Source organism: Streptomyces sp. NBC_00289 (genome assembly GCF_041435115.1).
Taxonomy (GTDB): Bacteria; Actinomycetota; Actinomycetes; order Streptomycetales; family Streptomycetaceae; genus Streptomyces.
In genome coordinates this window covers 767,741-786,751 of record NZ_CP108046.1, presented here as the reverse complement: position 1 = coordinate 786,751, position 19,011 = coordinate 767,741, and the positions used below count along the sequence as shown (strand labels likewise).

Sequence of the window (19,011 nt, the reverse complement as noted above, 5' to 3'; positions counted from 1 at the left end):
GCCATGGAACCCGTACTTGAGGTGAACGGCCTGCGCGTCGAATACCGCGGCGACGGACGCACCGTCGTGGGCGCCGACGACGTCTCCTTCTCCATCGGCGCCGGAGAGGTCTTCGGCCTCGCCGGGGAGTCCGGCTGCGGCAAGTCGACCATCGCCAACGCGGTGATGCGGCTGCTGAAGCCCCCGGCGGAGATCACCGCGGGCAGCATCCGCTTCCAGGGCAGGGACGTCCTCGCCCTGAACGAACGGGAGCTGCGCGACTTCCGGTGGCGGGAGATCGCCATGGTCTTCCAGTCGGCGATGAACTCGCTCAACCCCGTTCTGACCATCGGCGAGCAGATCGTCGACATCTTCACCACCCACGAGAAGCTGAAGAAGCGGGCCGCGCGTGAGCGGGCCGGCGAGCTGCTGGAGCTGGTCGGCATCGACCCGGGAAGGCTGAAGGCGTACCCGCACCAGCTGTCCGGCGGCATGCGCCAGCGCGTGGTCATCGCCATGGCCGTCGCACTCCACCCCCGGCTGCTGATCATGGACGAGCCGACCACCGCGCTCGACGTGGTCGTGCAGCAGGAGATCATGGCGCAGATCCGCGACCTCCAGCGGGAGCTGGGCTTCTCCATCCTCTTCATCACCCACGACATGTCCCTGATGGTCGAGCTGTCGGACCGCATGGGCGTGATGTACGGCGGACGGATCGTCGAACTCGCCAACGCCAAGGACCTGTTCGCCCATCCGCTCCACCCCTACACCGAGGCGCTGATGAACGCCTTCCCGCCGCTGACCGGCCCGCGCGAAGAGCTCACCGGCCTCTTCGACGCCCCGCGCACCGCCGACAGCTGCGGCTTCCACGTCCGCTGTCCCGAGGACCGTTCGGACTGCTCCATGAACATCCCCGACCTGCGCGAGATCGCCCCCGGCCGGTGGGCGGCCCAGAGTGCCCAGGGAGCCCCGCGATGACCCAGCCCCTGCTGTCCGTACGCGGTCTGACCAAGGACTTCCAGGTCGGCACCGTCTTCTCCCGGCGCCGCGTCCGTGCCGTCAACGACGTGTCCTTCGACCTGCCTGCCGGCCGGATCACCGCGCTGGTCGGCGAGTCCGGCAGCGGCAAGTCCACCATCGCCCGCTGCCTCGCCCGCCTCGAACAGCCTTCCACCGGACAGGTACTGCTCGACGGCCAGGACATCCTGCGCACCGAACGGCGCAGGGCATCACGGGCGTACCGTCGCAAGGTCCAGATGGTGTTCCAGGACCCCTTCGGCTCACTCAACCCCGTCCACCGGATCGAGCACTTCCTCACCCGGGCCCTCGTCCTGCACGGCCACTCCGCCACACCAGAGGCGCTGCGCGAGCTGATGAAAACGGTCGGCCTGAGCGAGGACATGCTCCAGTCCTACCCGCACGAACTCTCCGGCGGCCAGCGTCAGCGCGTCTCCATCGCTCGCGCGCTGGCGGTGGAGCCGCGCCTCATCCTGGCCGACGAACCGACGTCGATGCTGGACGTCTCCGTGCGCGTCGGCGTGCTCAACCTGATGCGGCGCCTGCGCGACGAGCGGAACATCGCCATGCTCTACATCACGCACGACCTGGGCTCCGCCCGCTACCTCGCGGACACCACGATGGTCATGTTCGCCGGCGAACTCGTCGAGGGCGGCGATGCGTTGGCCGTCATGGACGCCCCGGCCCACCCCTACACCCGCCTGCTGCTGTCCGCCGTACCCGACCCCGAACGGGCCGGCAGCTACGACCCCGTCGAGCGCGCCCGCCTGCGCGAGGCGATCCTCAACCCCACGTCCTGCCCCTACGGCGACGACGGCGCGTGCAGCCGCACCGACCCCGTCCGCCACATCGTCGGCGAAGACGACGGCCAGCCCCACTGGGTGCGCTGCCATTTGCGCGCACCCGCCTCCGACATCGCCCGCCGCGTCCTGAAGGCCACCGACCGGCCGGACGGCGAGGCCACCGACGCCACCGACGACACCGAGAAAGCGGAGACCACCGCCGCATGACCCACGACCTCACCCTCCCCTCCGGCAGCCACACCGCCGAGGGACTGGCCGAACGCGCCCTGCGCGACCCCCACCGCCCCCGCTTCCACTTCACCTCGCCCGGCGGCTGGCTCAACGACCCCAACGGGCTGAGTCACTGGAACGGCGTCTACCACCTCTTCTACCAGTACAACCCCCTCGCCGCCGCCCACCACCGCATCCACTGGGGCCACGCCACCAGTACCGACCTCGTGCACTGGGCCGATGAGCCAGTCGCCCTGGTGCCAGGCTCGGACGGCCCGGACCGCGACGGCTGTTGGTCCGGTGTCCTGGTGGACGACGGGGGAGTGCCCACGCTCGTCTACTCGGGCAGGCACGGCGAGCATGAACTCCCGTGCGTGGCCAGGGGATCGGCCGACCTGCGGTACTGGACCAAAGACCCGGCCAACCCAGTCATCACCACCCCGCCCGAGGGCGTCGACATCACGGCCTTCCGCGACCACTGCGTCTGGCGGGAGGGCTCCGGCGAGAACACGGTGTGGCGCCAGTTGGTGGGCTCGGGCATCCGGGGCGTCGGCGGAACGGCCTTCCTGTACGAATCCGACGATCTGCGCAGCTGGCGCTACGTCGGCCCCCTGCTGACCGGCGACGCCTCGCAGAACCAGGGCGAGCTCGACTGGACCGGCACGATGTGGGAGTGCGTCGACCTCTTCCGGCTCGGCGAGGACGAGGAGGCCGGCAGCACGGACGTGCTGGTCTTCTCCGCCTGGGACGAGGGCACCACCCACCACCCCCTGTACTGGACCGGCCGCTACCAGGGCGACACCTTCAACCCGACCGCCCTCCACCGCCTCGACTACGGCGGACGCTACTTCTACGCCCCCCAGTCCACTCGCGACGAGCACGGCCGCCGCATCATGTTCGGCTGGCTCCAGGAGGGACGGACGGACGAGGCGAACGCGCAGGCCGGCTGGTGCGGCGTGATGTCCCTGCCGAGGGTCGTCACGCTCGCCACGGACGGCGGCCTGCATCAGGCCCCGGCGCCGGAGCTGACCGAGCTGCGGCGGGAGCGCCTAGAGGTGGCTCCGGGCCGGCAGGCCGACCGGTACACCCGGCTGCCCGCCGTGCGCGGGGACCAGCTGGACATCGAGACGACCCTGCGTCTCGCTCCCGGAGCGACCGCCCGGCTCGTGGTCCGCGAGACACCGGACGGCGCGGAACGCACGGTCGTGGAGGTGAGCAGGGCGCAGGACGGAACGGGCGGCACTCTCCGCCTGCGCCGCGAGACCAGCAGCCTCGACCCGACGGTCGACGCCGAACCCCGGTACGGCGAACTGCCGTTGGACCCCGACGGCCGGGTCGACCTGCGCGTCCTCGTCGACCACTCCGCACTGGAGATCTACGCCAACGGGCGTGCCTTGACCGCCCGGATCTACCCCACCCGCCCGGACGAGGCCGTAGGCGTGGGTATCGGTGCCGACGGCGACGTGGCCCTGGAGCGGTTCGACGCCTGGCAGATGGCGTCGGTCTTCACCGACGGACCCCGGCCGCTGTGGCCGTGACGGTCTTACACACGGCCACGGCCCGCGGGCTGGACATCCCGCGGGGCCGTGGCCCACCCTCGCCTGTTCTCCCTCAGGAGCCGCCATGAGCGTGTCCCGCCGTACCTTCCTGCTCGCCGGAGGAACCGCCGCCACCCTGCTGCCTCTCGGAGGCATCCTCCCCGCAGCACAGGCCGCCCCGAGCGCCGCCGGAGCGACCCCCGCCGCCACCCCGATTCCCGACCCCGTCCCCGTCACCGGCACCTGGACCCGCACCTCCGACGGCGGCCAGAAGGCGACCGCCGACCGTCGCGGGCCCGCCCTCGCCCTGTCCGAGCAGCAACTCGCGGCCAAGGGCACGTACGCGGCCCGCGTCACGCCCCAATCCTCTTCCGCCGTAGGCGCGTTGGTGTTCCGGGCAGCCCTGGACGGCTCGACCGGATACGCGGTCGCCCTCGACCCCGGCCGCGCCCGCATACGGCTCTACGACCTGGCCGACGGCGACACACTCGCCACCGCTCCACTTCCAGGTGCGCGGACCGCAAGACCCTATGACCTCGAAGTGGCAGTCGACGGGCCCGAGCTGACGGTGCATGTCGACGGCAAACGGCTCCTCCACACCGAGGACCACCGCCACGACACCGGCTCGGTGGGCCTGCTCGCCCAGGGCGGCACGGTCACCTTCGGCCCGCCGTCCCTCTCCTCAGTCACCACCAACCTCACCGGCTGGACCACGAGCGGCGGCACCTGGACGGCGAGTCCGCTGGGCTGGCGCGCGGCACCGACCCTGGGAGCCACCGCCCGCGCCCTCACCACGACCAAGACGTACGACACCGCGCTCCAGGCCGACCTGCTCCTGCACGACGCTTCCGCCATCGCCTCACTGCTGGTGCGCACCGACGCCACGGCCACGCACGGCTACGGCGTCCAAGTCGACGCGGACCAGGGCAGGCTGAGGCTCTACCGCATCGACGGCAACGTCACCCTCGGCACCTACGCGACCACCATCAAGGCCGACACGGTCTACCGCCTGCGCGTCGAAGCCGAACGCGACGAACTGCGCGTGCACTGGCAGACCAACTTCCTCTCTCCCGACGGCTACAGCCCCGTCATCACCGCCCAGGACTCCACCCACGCCAAAGGCCGACTCGCCGTCACGGCATCGGCTGGAGCGGTGTCCTTCGAGAACATCGCCGGGGCCGATCTCGCCACCGGCCTCCAGGGCTGGACGGCCCGCTCCGGCACCTGGACCCCCGACCTGCGCGGCATCCGCGGCGAGAACGGCCTGCGCACGGCCCCCTTCACCGACGGCGACCTGGTGGCGAGAGCCGACATCACACCCGGCGGCCCCTCCTCCTCGGCCGGCCTCGTCCTGCGCGCGTCCGCGAACGGCTCCGGCGGCTACGAAGCCCGCCTGGAAGCCGGCCGCAACGCCGTCGTCCTGCTGGACCGCTCCTCCGGCACCCGCCTCGCCTCCGCCTCCGGCCCGGTCCGGCGCATCACGGCCGGAGGCACGTACCGCGTCGAGGCCCGCGCGACGGGCAGAACCATCGAGGTGTACGTGGACGGCGTACGGGCGCTGAAAACCCGCGTGTCCCGCACCAAGGGCGCCGCCTTCGGCACCGCGGCCGCGCACGGGACGTCGTACTTCCAGAACGTCGAAGTCCGAAGCACCGCCGACCACTTCACCGAGCCGTACCGCCCCACGTACCACTACTCCCAGCTCACCGGCTCCACCAGCGACCCCTGCGGCCTGCTGCACCACGACGGCGAGTACCACCTCTTCCACCAGGACGAGGGCCGCTGGGCGCACGCGGTCAGCACCGACCTCGTCCACTGGCAGCCCCTGCCGATAGCCCTGCCCTGGAACGCCTACGGTCACTGCTGGACCGGCTGCGCGGTCGTGGACGCCGACGACACCTCCGGTCTCTTCGACGGCGGCTCGGGCCTGATCGCCTATTACACGAGCTACCACCCGAACAAGCCGGGCGGGAACGCGAGCGTGCGCATCGCGTACAGCAAGGACAAGGGCCGATCATGGCAGCTGCACGGCGGCTCGAGTCCGGCCGTGCAGAACCCGGGCGGCCCGGACGCCGGCTGGACCTTCCGCGACCCGAAGGTCATCCGCGACGAGGCCCACGACCAGTGGCTGATGGTCGTATCCGGCGGCGACCACATCCGCTTCTTCACCTCCACCGACCTCCTCACCTGGACCCAGGTCAGCTCCTTCGGCTACGGCGACTGGGCCACACCCGGGGTCTGGGAGTGTCCCGACTTCTTTCCGCTCCCCATCGACGGCGACGAGGACAAGGTGAAGTGGGTTCTCACCCTGAGCACCGGTGCCGTACGCGCCACGAACGGCTCGGCCGCCCAGTACTTCACGGGCGAGTGGAACGGCGCCGGCTTCACTCCCGACCAGAAGGCCGGCACGGTCCTGCGCGCCGACTCCGGCCGTGACTACTACGCCGCCATGTCCTTCTACGGCCTGACCGGCGACCGCCGCGTCTGGCTCGGCTGGATAAGCAACTGGGACTACCCCTTCAGCGCCCCGACCGGCGGCTGGAACGGCCAGCTGAGCACCCCCCGCGAACTGACCCTCACGGACACCGCCGACGGCGTACGCCTGGCGCAGCGCCCGGTCCCGGAGCTGGTCACGCTGCGCACGTCCACCACGACCCGCAAGAACCTCGCCGTCGGCCCCGACTCCGCGAACCCGCTCGCGGGAGCCCGGGGCACCGCCTACGAGATCGAGGCCGAGATCACCCTCGGCACCGCCACGGAGATCGGCTTCCGGCTCCGGACCGACGACGACCAGCACACGACAGTCGGATACGACGCCGAGGCGCAGGAGTTGTTCGTGGACCGCTCGGCATCGGGCCTGAGCGACTTCACGCAGTACTTCGCGGGCCGCACGACCGCGCCGATGAAGACGACCGACGGCCGCGTGACCCTGCGCGTGTACGTCGACTCGTCCTCGGTCGAGGCGTTCGGCGCGGACGGACAGGCCGCCGTGACCAGCCTGATCTTCCCCGGCCCGGACGCCGACGGCATGGCCTTCTACGCCAAAGGCGGCACCGCACACATCGAGTCGCTCAAGGTGCACAGGCTGGACAGCACCTTCCGCCTGGTGGATCGGGTGAAGCCGCTGGTGGCCGCCCCGGCCGGCGGTGAATTCCGCTCGAACCTCGGCAAGTTGACGATCACCCCCGCCGGCCGCTGGTCGACGGACAGCGCGGGCCGCGCCGGAAGCTTCGACAAGGACTCCAACGCGATCTCGGCCCGCACGGCGACGGACCTGGACCTCACCACTCTGGTCCGGCTCGGCGGCCCCGCCCCGGACACGGGCGGCGCCCTCTCCCTCCTCTGGCGCGCCTCCTCCGACGGCGCCGACGCCTACTGCCTCAACATCGACCCCGACCTACGCGTGATCCGCCTGGTCGCCAAGGCCAACGGCTACTTCGACGACGCCAAAGCCCTCGCCCGCGTCCCGGCTCTGGTCCGCCGCGGCACGACCTACCCCGTCCGCATCCTCACCGAGGGCGACCGCATCCAGGTGTTCCTCAACGGCACCCGGATCATCGACGTGACGGACACGACATACGCCGATGGCCACATCGCCCTGAATGTGTTCGGCGGGAGGGCGGCGTACCAGGACACCTACGCGCAGGAGCTGTGACCGCCGGTCAAGCCGACAAACAACCGTGACCGCGGAGACTCCGCCCTCCCCGCACTGGGGCGGAGCCTCCGCACGTGGGAAAGAGGATCCGCTGTACGAAGGTTCTCTCTCCTCGGCTGACCTGGGCGGACGCGGCTGCTTCTGTGATGCGTGTCCAACTCGAAGACGCTCAGGGGCCATTGAGGGGCCACAAGGACAGGAACAGACCGACAAGCACTGCACAGGGCTGACAGTGATCGGCACGTCTGACCTGGAAGAACGGCGTGAATCGGCAATGAGCGGCAAGGGCCGCCAAGATCCCCAAGGGACTCATAATCCGTCGGCCGTGGGTTCGAGTCCCACCCGCCCCACCTGCGCAGGCATCGCGCGCTGGGACGGGCGGAGCTTGCAGCGCCGGCCCCCTCTCGGGTGACGATGAGCATGGTGAGCACGTGCGCCGTTGTCACCTCCCGGTGCTGAAGGTGGTGGGCGAGATCGGTGGCCCTCCGCAGGCCGTCGGCCACAGCGGCGGTGACGGTCAGCCCGGTGTCCCCGACCTCCACGCGCACCTTGCCCCCGCGGGCCTCGTCCCTGTGCCGCGCCTTACGGACGACGACGCTGGCCGCGGCCCAGACATCCAGTGCCGGATCGTGACGGTCGGCCATGTGGGCCAGCAGCTCGGCTGTGCCGGCGTCGTCATGCGTCCCCTGGGCTGCTGCGAGGTGTGCGGCCCAGTCGCGGAGTTCGGCCGAGGGGGCCGGCCGGTCCGTATTGACGGGGCTCTTCAGGACGGGGGCGGGTGAGGGGGCGGCACCGAGCCGGTTCGTGGTGGGCAGGTGTTCCCCGATGACTCGGTCCGCGAGCAGCCGTACGACGGCGGCCCGTCCCCGCGGGGTCACGGCGCCCAGCCACACGGCCGCCGTGCAATCGGGATCCCAGACCATGCCGTGGACGACATGGCCGGGATCGACGACCTTGTGACTGAGATATTCAGCCAGTCGCTGACCGCGTTGGAGGGCCGTCATAAGTGCGTCGCTCACGACGATCCGCTCGTCGAAGCCGACGGCCAGGACCGTACGGCCGGTCTCTTGGCCGGACAGCAAGGCGGCGCCGTCGGGCGGTACGGAGTCGGCGCCGTGCCAGAACGCCGTCCACGGGGACGTCGCGGCGCTGTCCGTGGCGGTGACCGCGGCCAGTAGCGCCAGCGTGGTCATCGGGGACCCGGGCGGTGAGAGGGTTTGGGCGTGGCGCAGAGCGCGCCGGCACGTTTCGCTCAGATCGCAGCCCAGGCGTTGTGACGTCGTGGCCCCGGGGCGGCTGACCTGGCGCAGGACATCGGGAGGCCCTGGACGTCCGGCTGCTCGTCGGTGCTGTGGGATGTCCGCGGCGTCCAGGCGTCCGCGACCCGGTGGGCGGCGGGCGGCGGGTCGGTGGTCCAGCAGGTCAGGCCCGCCCACCCGGCGGCAGGTCCGGGGTTGACGCCCGCGGTGCGGCTCAGGGTACTCAGTGCCGTGCCCAGCCGCTCGGCCGCCCGCTCTCCCTGGGCGCTGTTCACCACGACCCGGGCGATGACGGTGGCCACGGTCTTGTTGGCGAGGATCGGGGCCTGGCCGCCGATCACGCTGCGGGCGCCTCCCAGGAGACAGGCGGTCGGCAGGCCGAACGGTTCGTCGGCCTCGGTCGGGAGTAGATGTGCGGCCCAGCAGGAACCCAGGACGACGGTGTCCGGCCAGTTCCACCGGCGGGCGGTGGTGGCCGAAAGGTATCCGCCGTCGGCGAGGCGGACGCCTCGGCTGGCCGAGTCGGGTGCGGTGTCGCCGTGGTGAAAGAGCACCGCCACGTCGTGCGCGGTGGCGGTGAGGAGGGCCTCGCGCAGCTCCGCCCGGTTCATCGGCTCGCTCACCGTCACCGGCAGCGGTGCCTGCTCGACGAGCGTCGTGAGTCGCTCGGTGAACATCGGCGCGGCGGCATGGGCGATCACGCGGCCCGGTGCGGATGGCGGTCCGGCACGGCGTGCCGCTGCCCCCTGCGGCCGAGGCTGTGCGCCCGGCGGCGCCAGCAGGCTGAGGCCGGGGAAGAAGACCGTGGTCGCGCACTCGGCAAGCGGCTGGCTCCCGGTGAGGCGCAGACCGGCGAAGGGCACCAGGGCGAGTGGTCCGTCCGGAACCACCACGAGGACGGCCGGTCTGTCTCGGGCGGACGTTGCGCCCCTTTCCCTTGGCGGCTGTTGATGCTCATTCAACCCTGCCTCTTCGTGCCGGACTGACGCCGACGTGGGTTCCGATACGGCAGGCAAGTTGGCGGGACGCGGGTTGACATCCGTTGACCGCGATCGTGTGCGAGGCGCGTGTCGCGCTCAAGGTGACCGCACCACACATCAGGTGCCGAGTTGCCCTCGCGGCCGGGCCCGGCGGAAGCCCCTCGAGGGTGGCCCGGCAACCGTGGTCGTGCGCAGGTGTGTGCCCGGTGCACCTCCCGTTGCCGGATGTGAGCGGTCAAAGTTGAGGCGCAGCAGTGAAGTTGGCGAATGGGGGAGAGCGTGAACGCAAAAGTCCTTTCCAGCTACCGAATACGGGAAGGCGCCCACGACGTCACCGATTCGGGTGACGAGTTCAGCGCCGCGCTCTTCGCGTCGTTACGCCGCAGCGATCAGCGACTACGAGCGCGGCACTACCTGCGTGGGCTGCTGGCGGTGAAGGGACGCAAGTCGATCCGGAACATCGCCACGCTCGTCGGCGGAGCTGCTGCCGAGCAGAGCCTGCACCACTTCATCAGCGGTTCCACCTGGGACTGGTCGCCCATACGCGAGGCTCTCGCTGACCATGTCACGCGCACGCTGACACCATCGGCCTGGGTCGTACGACCGCTGTTCATTCCCAAGGCGGGTGAGCATTCGGTAGGGGTGGAGCGGCAGTTCGTCCCGGAGTACGGGCAGGTGCTCAACGGCCAGCTGGCCTTCGGAGCCTGGGCCGCGACCGGGAGGACCAGCGTCCCTGTCCAGTGGCGGCTGCACCTTCCCGAGCCCTGGCTCGACAACGCGGGCAGGCGTCGTAAGGCGGAGATTCCGGACAGCGCTCGCGCGGAGACACCGGACGAGTGCGCCACCGCCACGGCACTGACTCTGCTGGACCGATGGGAGACGCCGAAGCGTCCCGTTGTGCTGGACACCCACATGGCGGGTCTCGGCGGGGTCGTCCGGTCTTTCGCCGAGGCTCAGGTCCCCCTGCTCACCCGGGTGAAGGGGAGCACCCGGCTGATCGTGGCGGACCGCGCGATACCCGGATACCGGGCGGGAGCCATCTCGGCCCGCCGGATCATGGAATCCGTGCAGAGTCTGCGCCGTCCGCTGGACACCCCCGGGGGAGTGGTGCGGCGCACAGCGCTCGGGGCAGCGGTCCGGGTACGGCTTTCCGGGCCAGGCTCCGGGGCGGAGCTGTTGCTGATCGGTGAGTGGCACGACTGGGGAAGGACACCCACGGCCCTGTGGCTCGCGGCCCCGGCGATGGCACCGGTCGGTGATCTCGTGCGGTTGACGTGGCTTGCGCAGCGCGTCGCCCACGACGAGAAGCAGATCGGCGAGCGGGTGGGCGTCCGGGACTTCGAGGGGCGCTCGTTCCGAGGCTGGCACCGCCACATGACCCTGGCCTCCGTCGCCCACGCCGTGTCGGTACTGGCGGTCGGGTCGGGCGAGTTAGAGGAGCCGTGTTTCAGCACGCTTCGCCGCTCCGCCTGACCTTTACGCGCCTGCGCCCCGTGGAGCTTGGTCACCTGCGTCCCCTGCCACCCCGGAGCTCGCCTGCCGGTGCTGCAGAGTGCGCCGGGTGTGGTGCAGCCGGAGGGCGAGCTGGATCTCCAGGGCACGATCGGGATCCTGCCAGTCGGCTCCGAGGAGCTCGGTGATGCGCTCCAGCCGCCTGGACACGGTATTGGGGTGGACGTGCAGGCTCGCCGCCGCGCGCGTCGGGCTCGAAGAGGCGGCGAAATAGGCGGAGAGCGTCCGGGTCAGCTCGGTGAAACGCTGGGCGTCGTAGTCCAGTACGGGGCCGATCGCGGACTCGACGTACTCGCCGATACCGTGGGTCTCGGAGAGCAGGACGCCGAGGAAGCCCATCTGCTGTGGGGTGGCGAGACCACCCAGGTTGCCCAGCTCGGTGAGCGCCTCCAGGCAACTGAGCGCCTCGCGGTGGGCCTGTGCCACCAGGGCCGGGCCCGAGACCGGCCCTGCCGCCCCGACCGTGACGGGATGGCCGACGAGCGGCGCGAGCTCCTCGGACACCGCGGTGGCCGCAGCGAGCGGGTCCTCGCCGGGGACCAGCAGCGTCACACAGCCGTCACGGAGCCTCATGAGCCCGGACACGCGATGGGCGTACGACGACGCCCACGCGCCGGCCCGGCCTTCCGGACCTCCCTCAGGCCGGGCCACCACCATCACATGCGGTTCGTCGATGGCGATGCCGAGCCGGCGGGCCCTCGGGACCAGCTGGCGCGGCTGCGGCCGGATGTCGCTGAGGAGTTCGTCCAGCAACTCGTCACGGATCTGGTCGTGGGCCACTGCCGAGGTGCGCTGCAGTAACAGGATGAGGGCGACCGCCCGCGCGGTGAGCTGGAGCAGCCGGACTCCGAAGCCGTCCGTGAGCGGTTCGTCGGGAACCAGCACGATGGCGCCGAGGTTCTCGCCGCCGGCGGTGACCGGCGCGACCCAGCAGCCCGCGGACATGGGCACCGGGCGGCCGGCCGCGTGGGCGTCGTAGGTCCACCTGAGCACGTCGTCCTCGGCGAGTTCGGGCGGCGTACCGGTCGTGACCACCACGCGGCCGACGCAGTCCCTGACGACCAGTGACCCCGACAGTTCCCTGACCGCGGCTTCGGCGAGGGTCTGAGGGTCGCAGCCGCTGAGCACCAGGTCGATCAGCCGGATGTAGGCGGCCTCGACGCGGCGCTGCACGTCGAGACTGCTCCGGGCGCGGGAGGTGTCCAGTTCCAGCTCGGTCACCTCGGCGCGGGTCTCCTCCAGCAGCCGCGCGCGTTCGATGGCGACACCGGCGAGCTGGCCGAGCGAGCGCATGAGGCTGATCTCGTCCGGTGTGAAGTGCCGTACCTTCCGGTCGGCGCCGTAGAGGGTGCCGAAGACCGTGGCGCCGTAGCCGAGCGGGACCGCCAGGATGGCGTGCAGGCCTTCGGCCCGGACGACGGCATCGATGTCGGGGGAGTGTGGAATGTCCCTGTCGGCCAGGTAGTCCGGGCTCCAGGCTGGTGCTCCGCTCCGCTGGACGAGGCCGCCGAGTCCGGAGTCGTCGGAGGTCTTCAGGCCTACGCTGCGCGAGGTGGTCTCGCCCTCTGCCGCGCGGATGGAGGAGGGTCGGCTCTCCTCGCCCGCGTCGCGCAGTCCGACGTAGGCCATGTCGAGGTGCAGCAGTCGGCGTGCCCGTCGTGTGATCTCGTACAGGAGCGCGTCCATGCCGTGCACCAGGGTGAGGTCGTGGGCGGTGTCGACCAGCGCGGCGAGTCCGGCCTCCCGCTGCTGTGCGTGGCCGACCAGGGCCTGGACGCGTGAGGCCAGGCGCACGGCCTGGTCGAGCTGTGCGAGGGTGTCGGCCGAGGCGTCCTCGCACCGGGCGTCGCGCAGCAGTTCCTCGAACCGCGCAGCGGGTGCCCCCCCGGCGAGCAGTTCCAGCACGGACATCACATCCGGCGAGGCGGTCGACATCAGTCCCCCCGTCATCGTCATCCCCCCTGTGATCAGGCACATCGATCTTTAGAGAGCCTAAGGTTGAGGATCTGTGGCTGCAACCGCCTGTTCTATACAGCCATGTGAACATCCCCTCGGTGGTGGCCGGGCCACCCCTCTCCCCGGTTGGTTGTGTGGCCGGATCACCTGTCGCCCGCACAGGACGGCACGGCAAGATCGGGCCGGGGCCGTGACCATGAGGACACGGTTGGTCACGGGGAAACGCCGAAGGTGGCGTTGACATGCAGAGAGGGAATGTCGGGGGATGTCCGAGATCAAGAGCTATCTACGGTCGCTCGAACGCAGCCGCGACTCCATGCGGGCGGAACATCGGCCCGGGGCCTTCTCGCTGGGTGGAAGGGAGTGGGATCTGCTCGACACGGTCTTCGCCCCTCTGCACGCGGGCACCACCGAGATCGTCCTGGACCTGCTCGGCCTCTCGGATCCCGCGAGGCACCCTCGACGTGGCGTGTTCCTGGAGATCGGCTGCGGGACCGGGGTCGTCGCTGTGACTGCGGCCCTCGCGGGCTGCGAGCGGGTCGTCGCCTCCGACATCAACGCCGACGCGGTGACGAACGCCGCGCTCAACGCGCGGCGGCACGGGGTCGACGACCGAGTGCGGGCCGTGCACAGCGACCTCTTCGAAGCGCTGCCCGCCGGGCAGCGATACGACACCATCGTCTGGAGTTCGCCCTACGTCCGCGCACCGGAGAACTACCGCTTCGCCACTCCCCTCGAACGCGCCTATGTGGATCCCGGATACGAAACGCACCGCAGGTATGTGGAGGAGGCACCGCGCTGGCTGACGGCGGACGGCCAGGCTCTGCTGCACTTCAGCAGCAGAGGGGACATGGACGGGCTGCACCGGATCACCGCGGAGACGGGGCGGCGGCTGCGGGTCCTCAGGAAGCTCACCCTCGTCGACCGAGGAGACGTGGTCGAGCACTTCCTGCTGGAGATCGACTCCGTCGGCGAACCGCGCACCCGGCCCGCCCGGACGGTGGCTCAGCCTGCCTGAACCGCCGTCAGGAGCTCGTTCCACGCGGTGCGTTCCCTCTCGATGGCCGCGGTTTCCAGGTCGCGGGTGACCGAGTCGAAGACGACACCGGACCGGCCGAGCGCCTCCATCACCCGGCGGGCCGCGTCGTGTTCGGCGGAGCCGGAGAGCGTGTCGCCGTGGAACCCCTCGCGGCTGTCCAGGGACTCGAGGGCCGTCTGGGGCAGGGCATGCGAGGTCATCCAGGCGATGAGCCGTTCGACCCTGTCCAGCGCGGTCCGAGGGGATTCCGGGGCGTTCTCCGAGGTCCAGAGCAGGCGTTGGGGGCGCGCGCCGTCGGCCACCAGGGAGCGCCAGTGCGGACCGCCGAGGCTCTCCTCGTAACGGCGGTAGACGAGTCGTGCGGTGGCCACCGCGGTCTGTCCGCGCAATGCGGCGGCGCTGGGGTCCGCCGAGCCGCCGAGAAGGGCGTCGACTCCGGCGTCGAGACGGCCGATGTCCAGGGAGACGAGCGAGGTGACGGCGGACGCGGCGTGACCGTTGGACGTGGCGTGTTCCAGGCTGCGGAAGTAGGTGTCCACGGCCTGGTCGTACCGGCGCACGGAGTACACGGAGGTGAGGTGCACGCCGACCCCGTGGGCGAGCACGTCACCGGCGGCCGCGAGTCCGCCGCCCGCGACGGGAATCCGAATCAGTATGTTGGGACGATCGACCTGTTCCGCGAGAAGCCTGGAGTGGTCGGCCATGGCCGCGGCGTCCGCCGCCGGCCGGGGCGCGATGCCCACGGAGACCCAGCCGTGCATGCCCTTGGTCGCCCGGAACACCGGTTCAAGCGCGGTACAGGCCGCACGGGCGTCCTCGGCGAGGATCGCGTAGACGCGCTCCTCGGCCGAGGTGGCTGCGCCCGAGAGTCGGTTCAGCTGGTTCCCGTAGGCGGTGGTGTCCGCCATGGCGCGCGCGACGGCCGCGGGCCGGGAGACGACACCGCCGACCAGTCCGTCGGCCACCAGTCTCTCCAGGCTGCCGTCGGCCAGCCGGCCACGGTGGTAGTCGTCCAGCCAGAGGCCGACTCCCTCCGCAGTGAGCTGGTCCAGGACGGCACTGTGCTTCGAGCGCGGCCATGTGATCAATGACTGCCTCCCCTCCAGCAGTCGAACGAGACGTAAAGGGCAGCGGTAATCCTAGGGCCTGGCGTGAGGATTTCATACGTGCGGGCATAACGGACGTGTTACTGCGTGATCGCATCGCGGACACCTGACAAAGTATGCGGCGCGGGTTGCGTATTGGTTCGTCATGTGTTCCGCAAGGTCATGGGCGGACACTTGACAAACTAATTCTGTGTACGTTGCAGACGGCGACGGCGGCGTGTGAGGATCCCGGGGAAATGGTGAGCGGGTAAACGCAGCGTTCTCTGGAGGGACCTTGACCGCAGGGCTCGACGGACAGTCACCGGTGGTTCGCCGGGACGGTGAGGGGATTTCCCGGCTCTGGGGGAAGGGGTCGGTGGTCACCACGAAACTCTCCGCCGAGGAGACCGGTGGTGCCTTGGGAATCACGCACTTCAGCGCGGTGCGGGGGGAGCGCGCGCCGCGCCACACCCACACCCTTGAGGACGAGATCTTCATCATCGAGGGCGGGGAGGTCCGCCTCACGGTCGCGGACCGCACCGAAACCGTGAGCGGTGCCGGCGTGCTGTTCCTGCCGCGCGGCATACCGCATTCCTACCTGGTGGAGAGCGAAGCCGCCCGTTTTTATGTCATCACCACACCCGGTGGATTCGAGAGGTTATTCTCCGAGGCCGGATATCCTGTGCAGCCCGGTAATTCAGCACCGGTCGGGGATGCGTGGTCGGTCGATCGCACCGTGGAATTCGCGGAGAACCTCGGGCTTGGAATGATCTGGGGCGACTGACCCCTCGTACACAAAAGACTTGCATCACTAAGGAAAGAGAACGCGAGTTCCATGAGAAGACGAAGCGTCCTGGCCGGCACGGCCGCCGCGATAGCCGCCACGTCCCTGGAGGCCGGCCCCGCCGCGGCGACCGCCACCGCCGCCCCCACCGCCCCCGGACCCGACGCCGTCACCGTCCTTCCGGGCGATCCCCGCTATGCCGATCTCGTCGTCGGCAACAACTCCCGCTGGGTCGCCCGGCCCGATTCCGTCCGGCTGGTGCGGACCACCGAGCAGGTGGTGCGGGCCGTTCAGGAAGCCGTGGACGCGGGCAAGCGGATCTCGGTGCGCAGCGGCGGCCACTGCTACACGGACTTCGTCTACCACCCCGAGGTCCGGGTCGTCATCGACACCTCCCTGCTCGACACCGTCGGCTACGACGAGGAGCTCAAGGCCTTCGAAGTGGGCGCGGGAGCGACACTCCTCCAGCTGTACGACGGTCTCTTCAAGGGCTGGGGCGTCACCATCCCCGGTGGCATGTGCTACTCGGTGGGGGCGGGTGGTCACATCAGCGGTGGCGGCTACGGGATGCTGTCCCGACGGCACGGCCTGACCGTCGACCACCTGTACGCGGTCGAGGTCGTCGTGGTCGACGCGAACGGCACTGCGCGCAGCGTGGTGGCCACGCGTGAGGCCGACGACCCTCACCACGACCTGTGGTGGGCGCACACCGGCGGTGGCGGCGGCAACTTCGGTGTCATCACCCGGTACTGGTTCCGCAGCCCCGGCGCCACCGGCACCGACCCCTCCGCACTGCTGCCCAGGCCCCCGAAGGACGTTCTCGTCAGCGCGGTCGCGCTGCCCTGGAGCGAGCTGGACAAGGACGCCTTCGTCTCGCTCGTGCAGAAGTTCGGCGCCTGGCACGAGAAGAACGGCTCCGCCGACTCCTCCGCGGCCTCACTGTGCAGTTTCCTGATGATGAATCACCGGGCGAACGGAGGCATCGGCCTGCTCACCCAGATCGACGCCACCGTCCCTGACGCGCAGAAGGTGCTCGACGACTTCCTCACCGAGGTCACCTCCTCGCTCTCTGACACGGCCGTACGCCCGATGTCCGAGCCGGTCGGCGAACTGGGCGCACTGCCCGACCTGTTCACACCGCAGCGGCTTCCGTGGCTGCACTCGGTGAAGCTGCTGGGCGCCAGCAACCCGACCCTGACCAATCCGACGCTGCGCGGCCACCACAAGTCCGCCTACCTGCGTAAGAACGTCACCACGGCACAGGCCAAGGCGATGTACCGGCACCTGACGCGCACCGATCAGGAGAACCCCGCCTCCATGGTCGTCCTCCTGTCATACGGCGGGAAGATCAACACCGTGGGCTCGGGTGACACCGCGGCGGCGCAACGGGACTCGCTCTTCAAGGGTCTCTTCCAGAGCTTCTGGTCGAGTGCCGACGACGACGCGGCGAACATCGGCTGGGTGCGTGACGTGTACGGTGAGGTCTTCTCGGCCACCGGCGGCTATCCCGTGCCGGGCACGGCCACGGACGGCTGCTACATCAACTACCCGGACGCCGACATCACCGACACCAAGGTCAACACCACCGGCGTCCCCTGGTACACGCTCTACTACAAGGCCAACTATCCGCGCCTGCAGCAGATCAAGGCCGCGTACGACCCCCGGAACACCTTCCGGCACTCACAGTCCATCACCCTTCCCGACCACACGTGAGGCGAGCTGTGCAGGAGCATGACGTCGCCGCGGCGGAGCCATCGCCCGCCCTCACCGCCGTACCCGACAAGACAAGAGGCGCGGCCTTCGCCCTGCTGGCGTCGGTCCAGTTCGTGCTCATCCTCGCCATGAGCGTGCTCAACGTCGTACTTCCCGACATCCAGCGCGAGTTCGGACTCGACCGGGCCGAACTCGCCCTGCTCTCGGCCTCCTACGGGATGTCCTTCAGCGGACTGCTGCTGCTGGGCGGCCGGCTGTCCGACCTGTACGGCAGCCGGCGGGTGTTCCTCCTCGGCACCGGCGCGTTCGGCGTGAGCTCGGTGCTGGCGGGGGTGTCACCGGGGCTGTGGACTCTGCTGGTGGCGCGCTTCGCTCAGGGTGCCGGTGCCGCACTGGCCGTACCCGCCGCGATGGCGCTGGTGAGCGTCGTCCACCCCGAGCCGGCCCGGCACGCCCGTGCCATGGCCGTCTGGGGCGGGCTCGCGGCCTCCGGCGGGACCGCCGGGATGCTGCTCTCCGGGGTGGTCGCCTCGTCGAACTCCTGGCGCTGGGCGTTCGTCGTGCCCGTCGCGGTGACGGCGGTGACCCTCGTCGCCGCCCCGCGTCTGATCCCCGAGGGCGCGCCGCCCCGGGCCGGCCGACTGGACGTCCTCGGGGCCGCCCTGGTCACCACCTCCATCGCGCTGCTCAGCTACGGCCTGGTGGAGGCGCCGGAGCGCGGCTGGACCTCCCCGGTGGCGCTCGGCACCCTGGCCGGCGGCGGTGTGCTGCTGCTGGCGTTCGTCGTCACCGAGGCACGGGTGCCGCAGCCGCTGCTGCCGCTGTCCTTCCCGGCCTCGCCGCGCAGGGCGATGGCGCTGCTGGCGGTCTTCCTGGGGTCCGCCGGGATCACCACGATCTTCTTCATGCTCGCGCTGTACTTTCAGGAGGTCCGGGGCTATTCCGCGCTGGAGACCTCGGCGGCCTTCCTGCCCTTCGGCCTGACCCTGGTCGTCAGCGGCCTGTGCGTGGGCAGGCTGGTGCAGCGCTTCGGGCCGCGCTCGGTGCTGGTGGCGGGACTGGTGCTCGCCGGACTGGGCCTTGCGGCGCTGGGCCTGATCGGTAGGGACACGCCGTATGTGGGCGCCGTCCTGGCCGGGCTTGTGCTCTTTCCCGCAGGGGTGGCGCTGGTCTTCGCCGGATCCACCGTCAGCGCGACCACCGACGTCCCGCGGGACCAGGCCGGTCTCGCCGGCGCCGTGGTCAACACCGCGCTGGAGGCGGGGCCGGCCATCGGTCTCGCCGTCCTGGTGACCCTGGCCACCGGACGCACCACGGATCTGGTGCGCACGGGGACGAGTACAGCGTCCGCCCTGACCTCCGGCTACGGCTTCGCCTTCACCCTCGCGGCGGCGGCCTTCGCCGTCGCCGCGGTCTGCGCGCTCGTCCTGCTGCGCCCTCGCCCGCCCCGGGACGGCGGCTGACGGACCCCGGTCCCTCCG

Annotated in this window: 12 protein-coding genes; 9 read left to right on the top strand and 3 right to left on the bottom strand. The window is 70.5% G+C overall.

What is annotated here, in order from left to right; genetic code table 11:
* Positions 1–3 precede the first annotated feature (3 nt).
* The 4 genes from OG985_RS04220 to OG985_RS04205 all read left to right on the top strand — a co-directional run bounded on the left by OG985_RS04220 (position 4) and on the right by OG985_RS04205 (position 7,202).
* The gene (locus tag OG985_RS04220; RefSeq protein WP_371666852.1) at positions 4–957 is read left to right on the top strand and encodes an ABC transporter ATP-binding protein; all 954 of its coding nucleotides are present in this window, start codon (positions 4–6) and stop codon (positions 955–957) included.
* Positions 954–2,006, top strand: coding sequence for an ABC transporter ATP-binding protein (locus OG985_RS04215; protein ID WP_371666851.1), 1,053 nt, complete (start codon positions 954–956; stop codon positions 2,004–2,006). The genes OG985_RS04220 and OG985_RS04215 overlap by 4 nt, the downstream gene beginning before the upstream one ends.
* Complete coding sequence (locus OG985_RS04210; RefSeq protein WP_371666850.1) at positions 2,003–3,547, top strand: glycoside hydrolase family 32 protein; 1,545 nt, start codon at positions 2,003–2,005, stop codon at positions 3,545–3,547. Before OG985_RS04215 ends, OG985_RS04210 begins: the two co-directional genes overlap by 4 nt.
* 85 nt (positions 3,548–3,632) lie before the next feature.
* Positions 3,633–7,202 carry a GH32 C-terminal domain-containing protein gene (locus OG985_RS04205; protein ID WP_371666849.1) on the top strand — a complete coding sequence of 1,190 codons (3,570 nt, stop codon included), beginning with the start codon at positions 3,633–3,635 and terminating at the stop codon, positions 7,200–7,202.
* A 1,252-nt stretch (positions 7,203–8,454) separates the two neighbouring features.
* On the opposite strand, the gene OG985_RS04200 is transcribed toward OG985_RS04205, so the two are convergent.
* Complete coding sequence (locus tag OG985_RS04200; RefSeq protein WP_371666848.1) at positions 8,455–9,354, bottom strand: CHAT domain-containing protein; 900 nt, start codon at positions 9,352–9,354, stop codon at positions 8,455–8,457.
* Positions 9,355–9,720: 366 nt separating this feature from the next.
* Between OG985_RS04200 and OG985_RS04195 the strand changes: the two genes are divergently transcribed.
* Positions 9,721–10,914 (top strand): IS701 family transposase, encoded by a 1,194-nt coding sequence (locus OG985_RS04195; protein WP_371666847.1) that lies wholly within the window; start codon positions 9,721–9,723, stop codon positions 10,912–10,914.
* Positions 10,915–10,917: 3 nt separating this feature from the next.
* Here the strand turns inward: OG985_RS04195 and OG985_RS04190 are convergent, their stop codons facing one another.
* Positions 10,918–12,903, bottom strand: a complete 1,986-nt coding sequence (locus tag OG985_RS04190; RefSeq protein ID WP_371666846.1) for a helix-turn-helix domain-containing protein — start codon at positions 12,901–12,903, stop codon at positions 10,918–10,920.
* A 271-nt stretch (positions 12,904–13,174) separates the two neighbouring features.
* On the opposite strand from OG985_RS04190, the gene OG985_RS04185 reads away from it, so the two are divergent.
* Entirely contained in the window at positions 13,175–13,927 is a 753-nt protein-coding gene (locus OG985_RS04185; protein WP_371666845.1) for a methyltransferase, read from the top strand.
* Here OG985_RS04185 and OG985_RS04180 read toward each other — a convergent pair.
* Complete coding sequence (locus OG985_RS04180; protein WP_371666844.1) at positions 13,915–15,036, bottom strand: transaldolase family protein; 1,122 nt, start codon at positions 15,034–15,036, stop codon at positions 13,915–13,917. The genes OG985_RS04185 and OG985_RS04180 overlap by 13 nt on opposite strands.
* Before the next feature lie 292 nt (positions 15,037–15,328).
* Between OG985_RS04180 and OG985_RS04175 the strand changes: the two genes are divergently transcribed.
* From OG985_RS04175 to OG985_RS04165, 3 genes are read left to right on the top strand one after another with little or no spacing between them, the layout of a single operon-like run.
* Positions 15,329–15,817, top strand: coding sequence for a cupin domain-containing protein (locus OG985_RS04175; protein ID WP_371666843.1), 489 nt, complete (start codon positions 15,329–15,331; stop codon positions 15,815–15,817).
* 51 nt (positions 15,818–15,868) lie between these two features.
* A complete protein-coding gene (locus OG985_RS04170; RefSeq protein ID WP_371666842.1) occupies positions 15,869–17,530 on the top strand; it encodes an FAD-binding oxidoreductase in 1,662 nt (553 codons plus the stop codon).
* Positions 17,531–17,538: 8 nt separating this feature from the next.
* On the top strand, positions 17,539–18,993 hold the full coding sequence (locus OG985_RS04165; RefSeq protein ID WP_371666841.1) for an MFS transporter: 1,455 nt from the start codon (positions 17,539–17,541) through the stop codon (positions 18,991–18,993).
* Positions 18,994–19,011: the final 18 nt, after the last annotated feature.

Bases quoted from the DNA above. Each gene is read 5' to 3' on its own strand.
- OG985_RS04210 (WP_371666850.1), top strand. From the start codon at position 2,003: ATGACCCACGACCTCACCCTCCCCTCCGGCAGCCACACCGCCGAGGGA.
- OG985_RS04220 (WP_371666852.1), top strand. From the start codon at position 4: ATGGAACCCGTACTTGAGGTGAACGGCCTGCGCGTCGAATACCGCGGC.
- OG985_RS04190 (WP_371666846.1), bottom strand. From the start codon at position 12,903: ATGACGGGGGGACTGATGTCGACCGCCTCGCCGGATGTGATGTCCGTG.
- OG985_RS04170 (WP_371666842.1), top strand. From the start codon at position 15,869: ATGAGAAGACGAAGCGTCCTGGCCGGCACGGCCGCCGCGATAGCCGCC.
- OG985_RS04205 (WP_371666849.1), top strand. From the start codon at position 3,633: ATGAGCGTGTCCCGCCGTACCTTCCTGCTCGCCGGAGGAACCGCCGCC.
- OG985_RS04185 (WP_371666845.1), top strand. From the start codon at position 13,175: ATGTCCGAGATCAAGAGCTATCTACGGTCGCTCGAACGCAGCCGCGAC.
- OG985_RS04215 (WP_371666851.1), top strand. From the start codon at position 954: ATGACCCAGCCCCTGCTGTCCGTACGCGGTCTGACCAAGGACTTCCAG.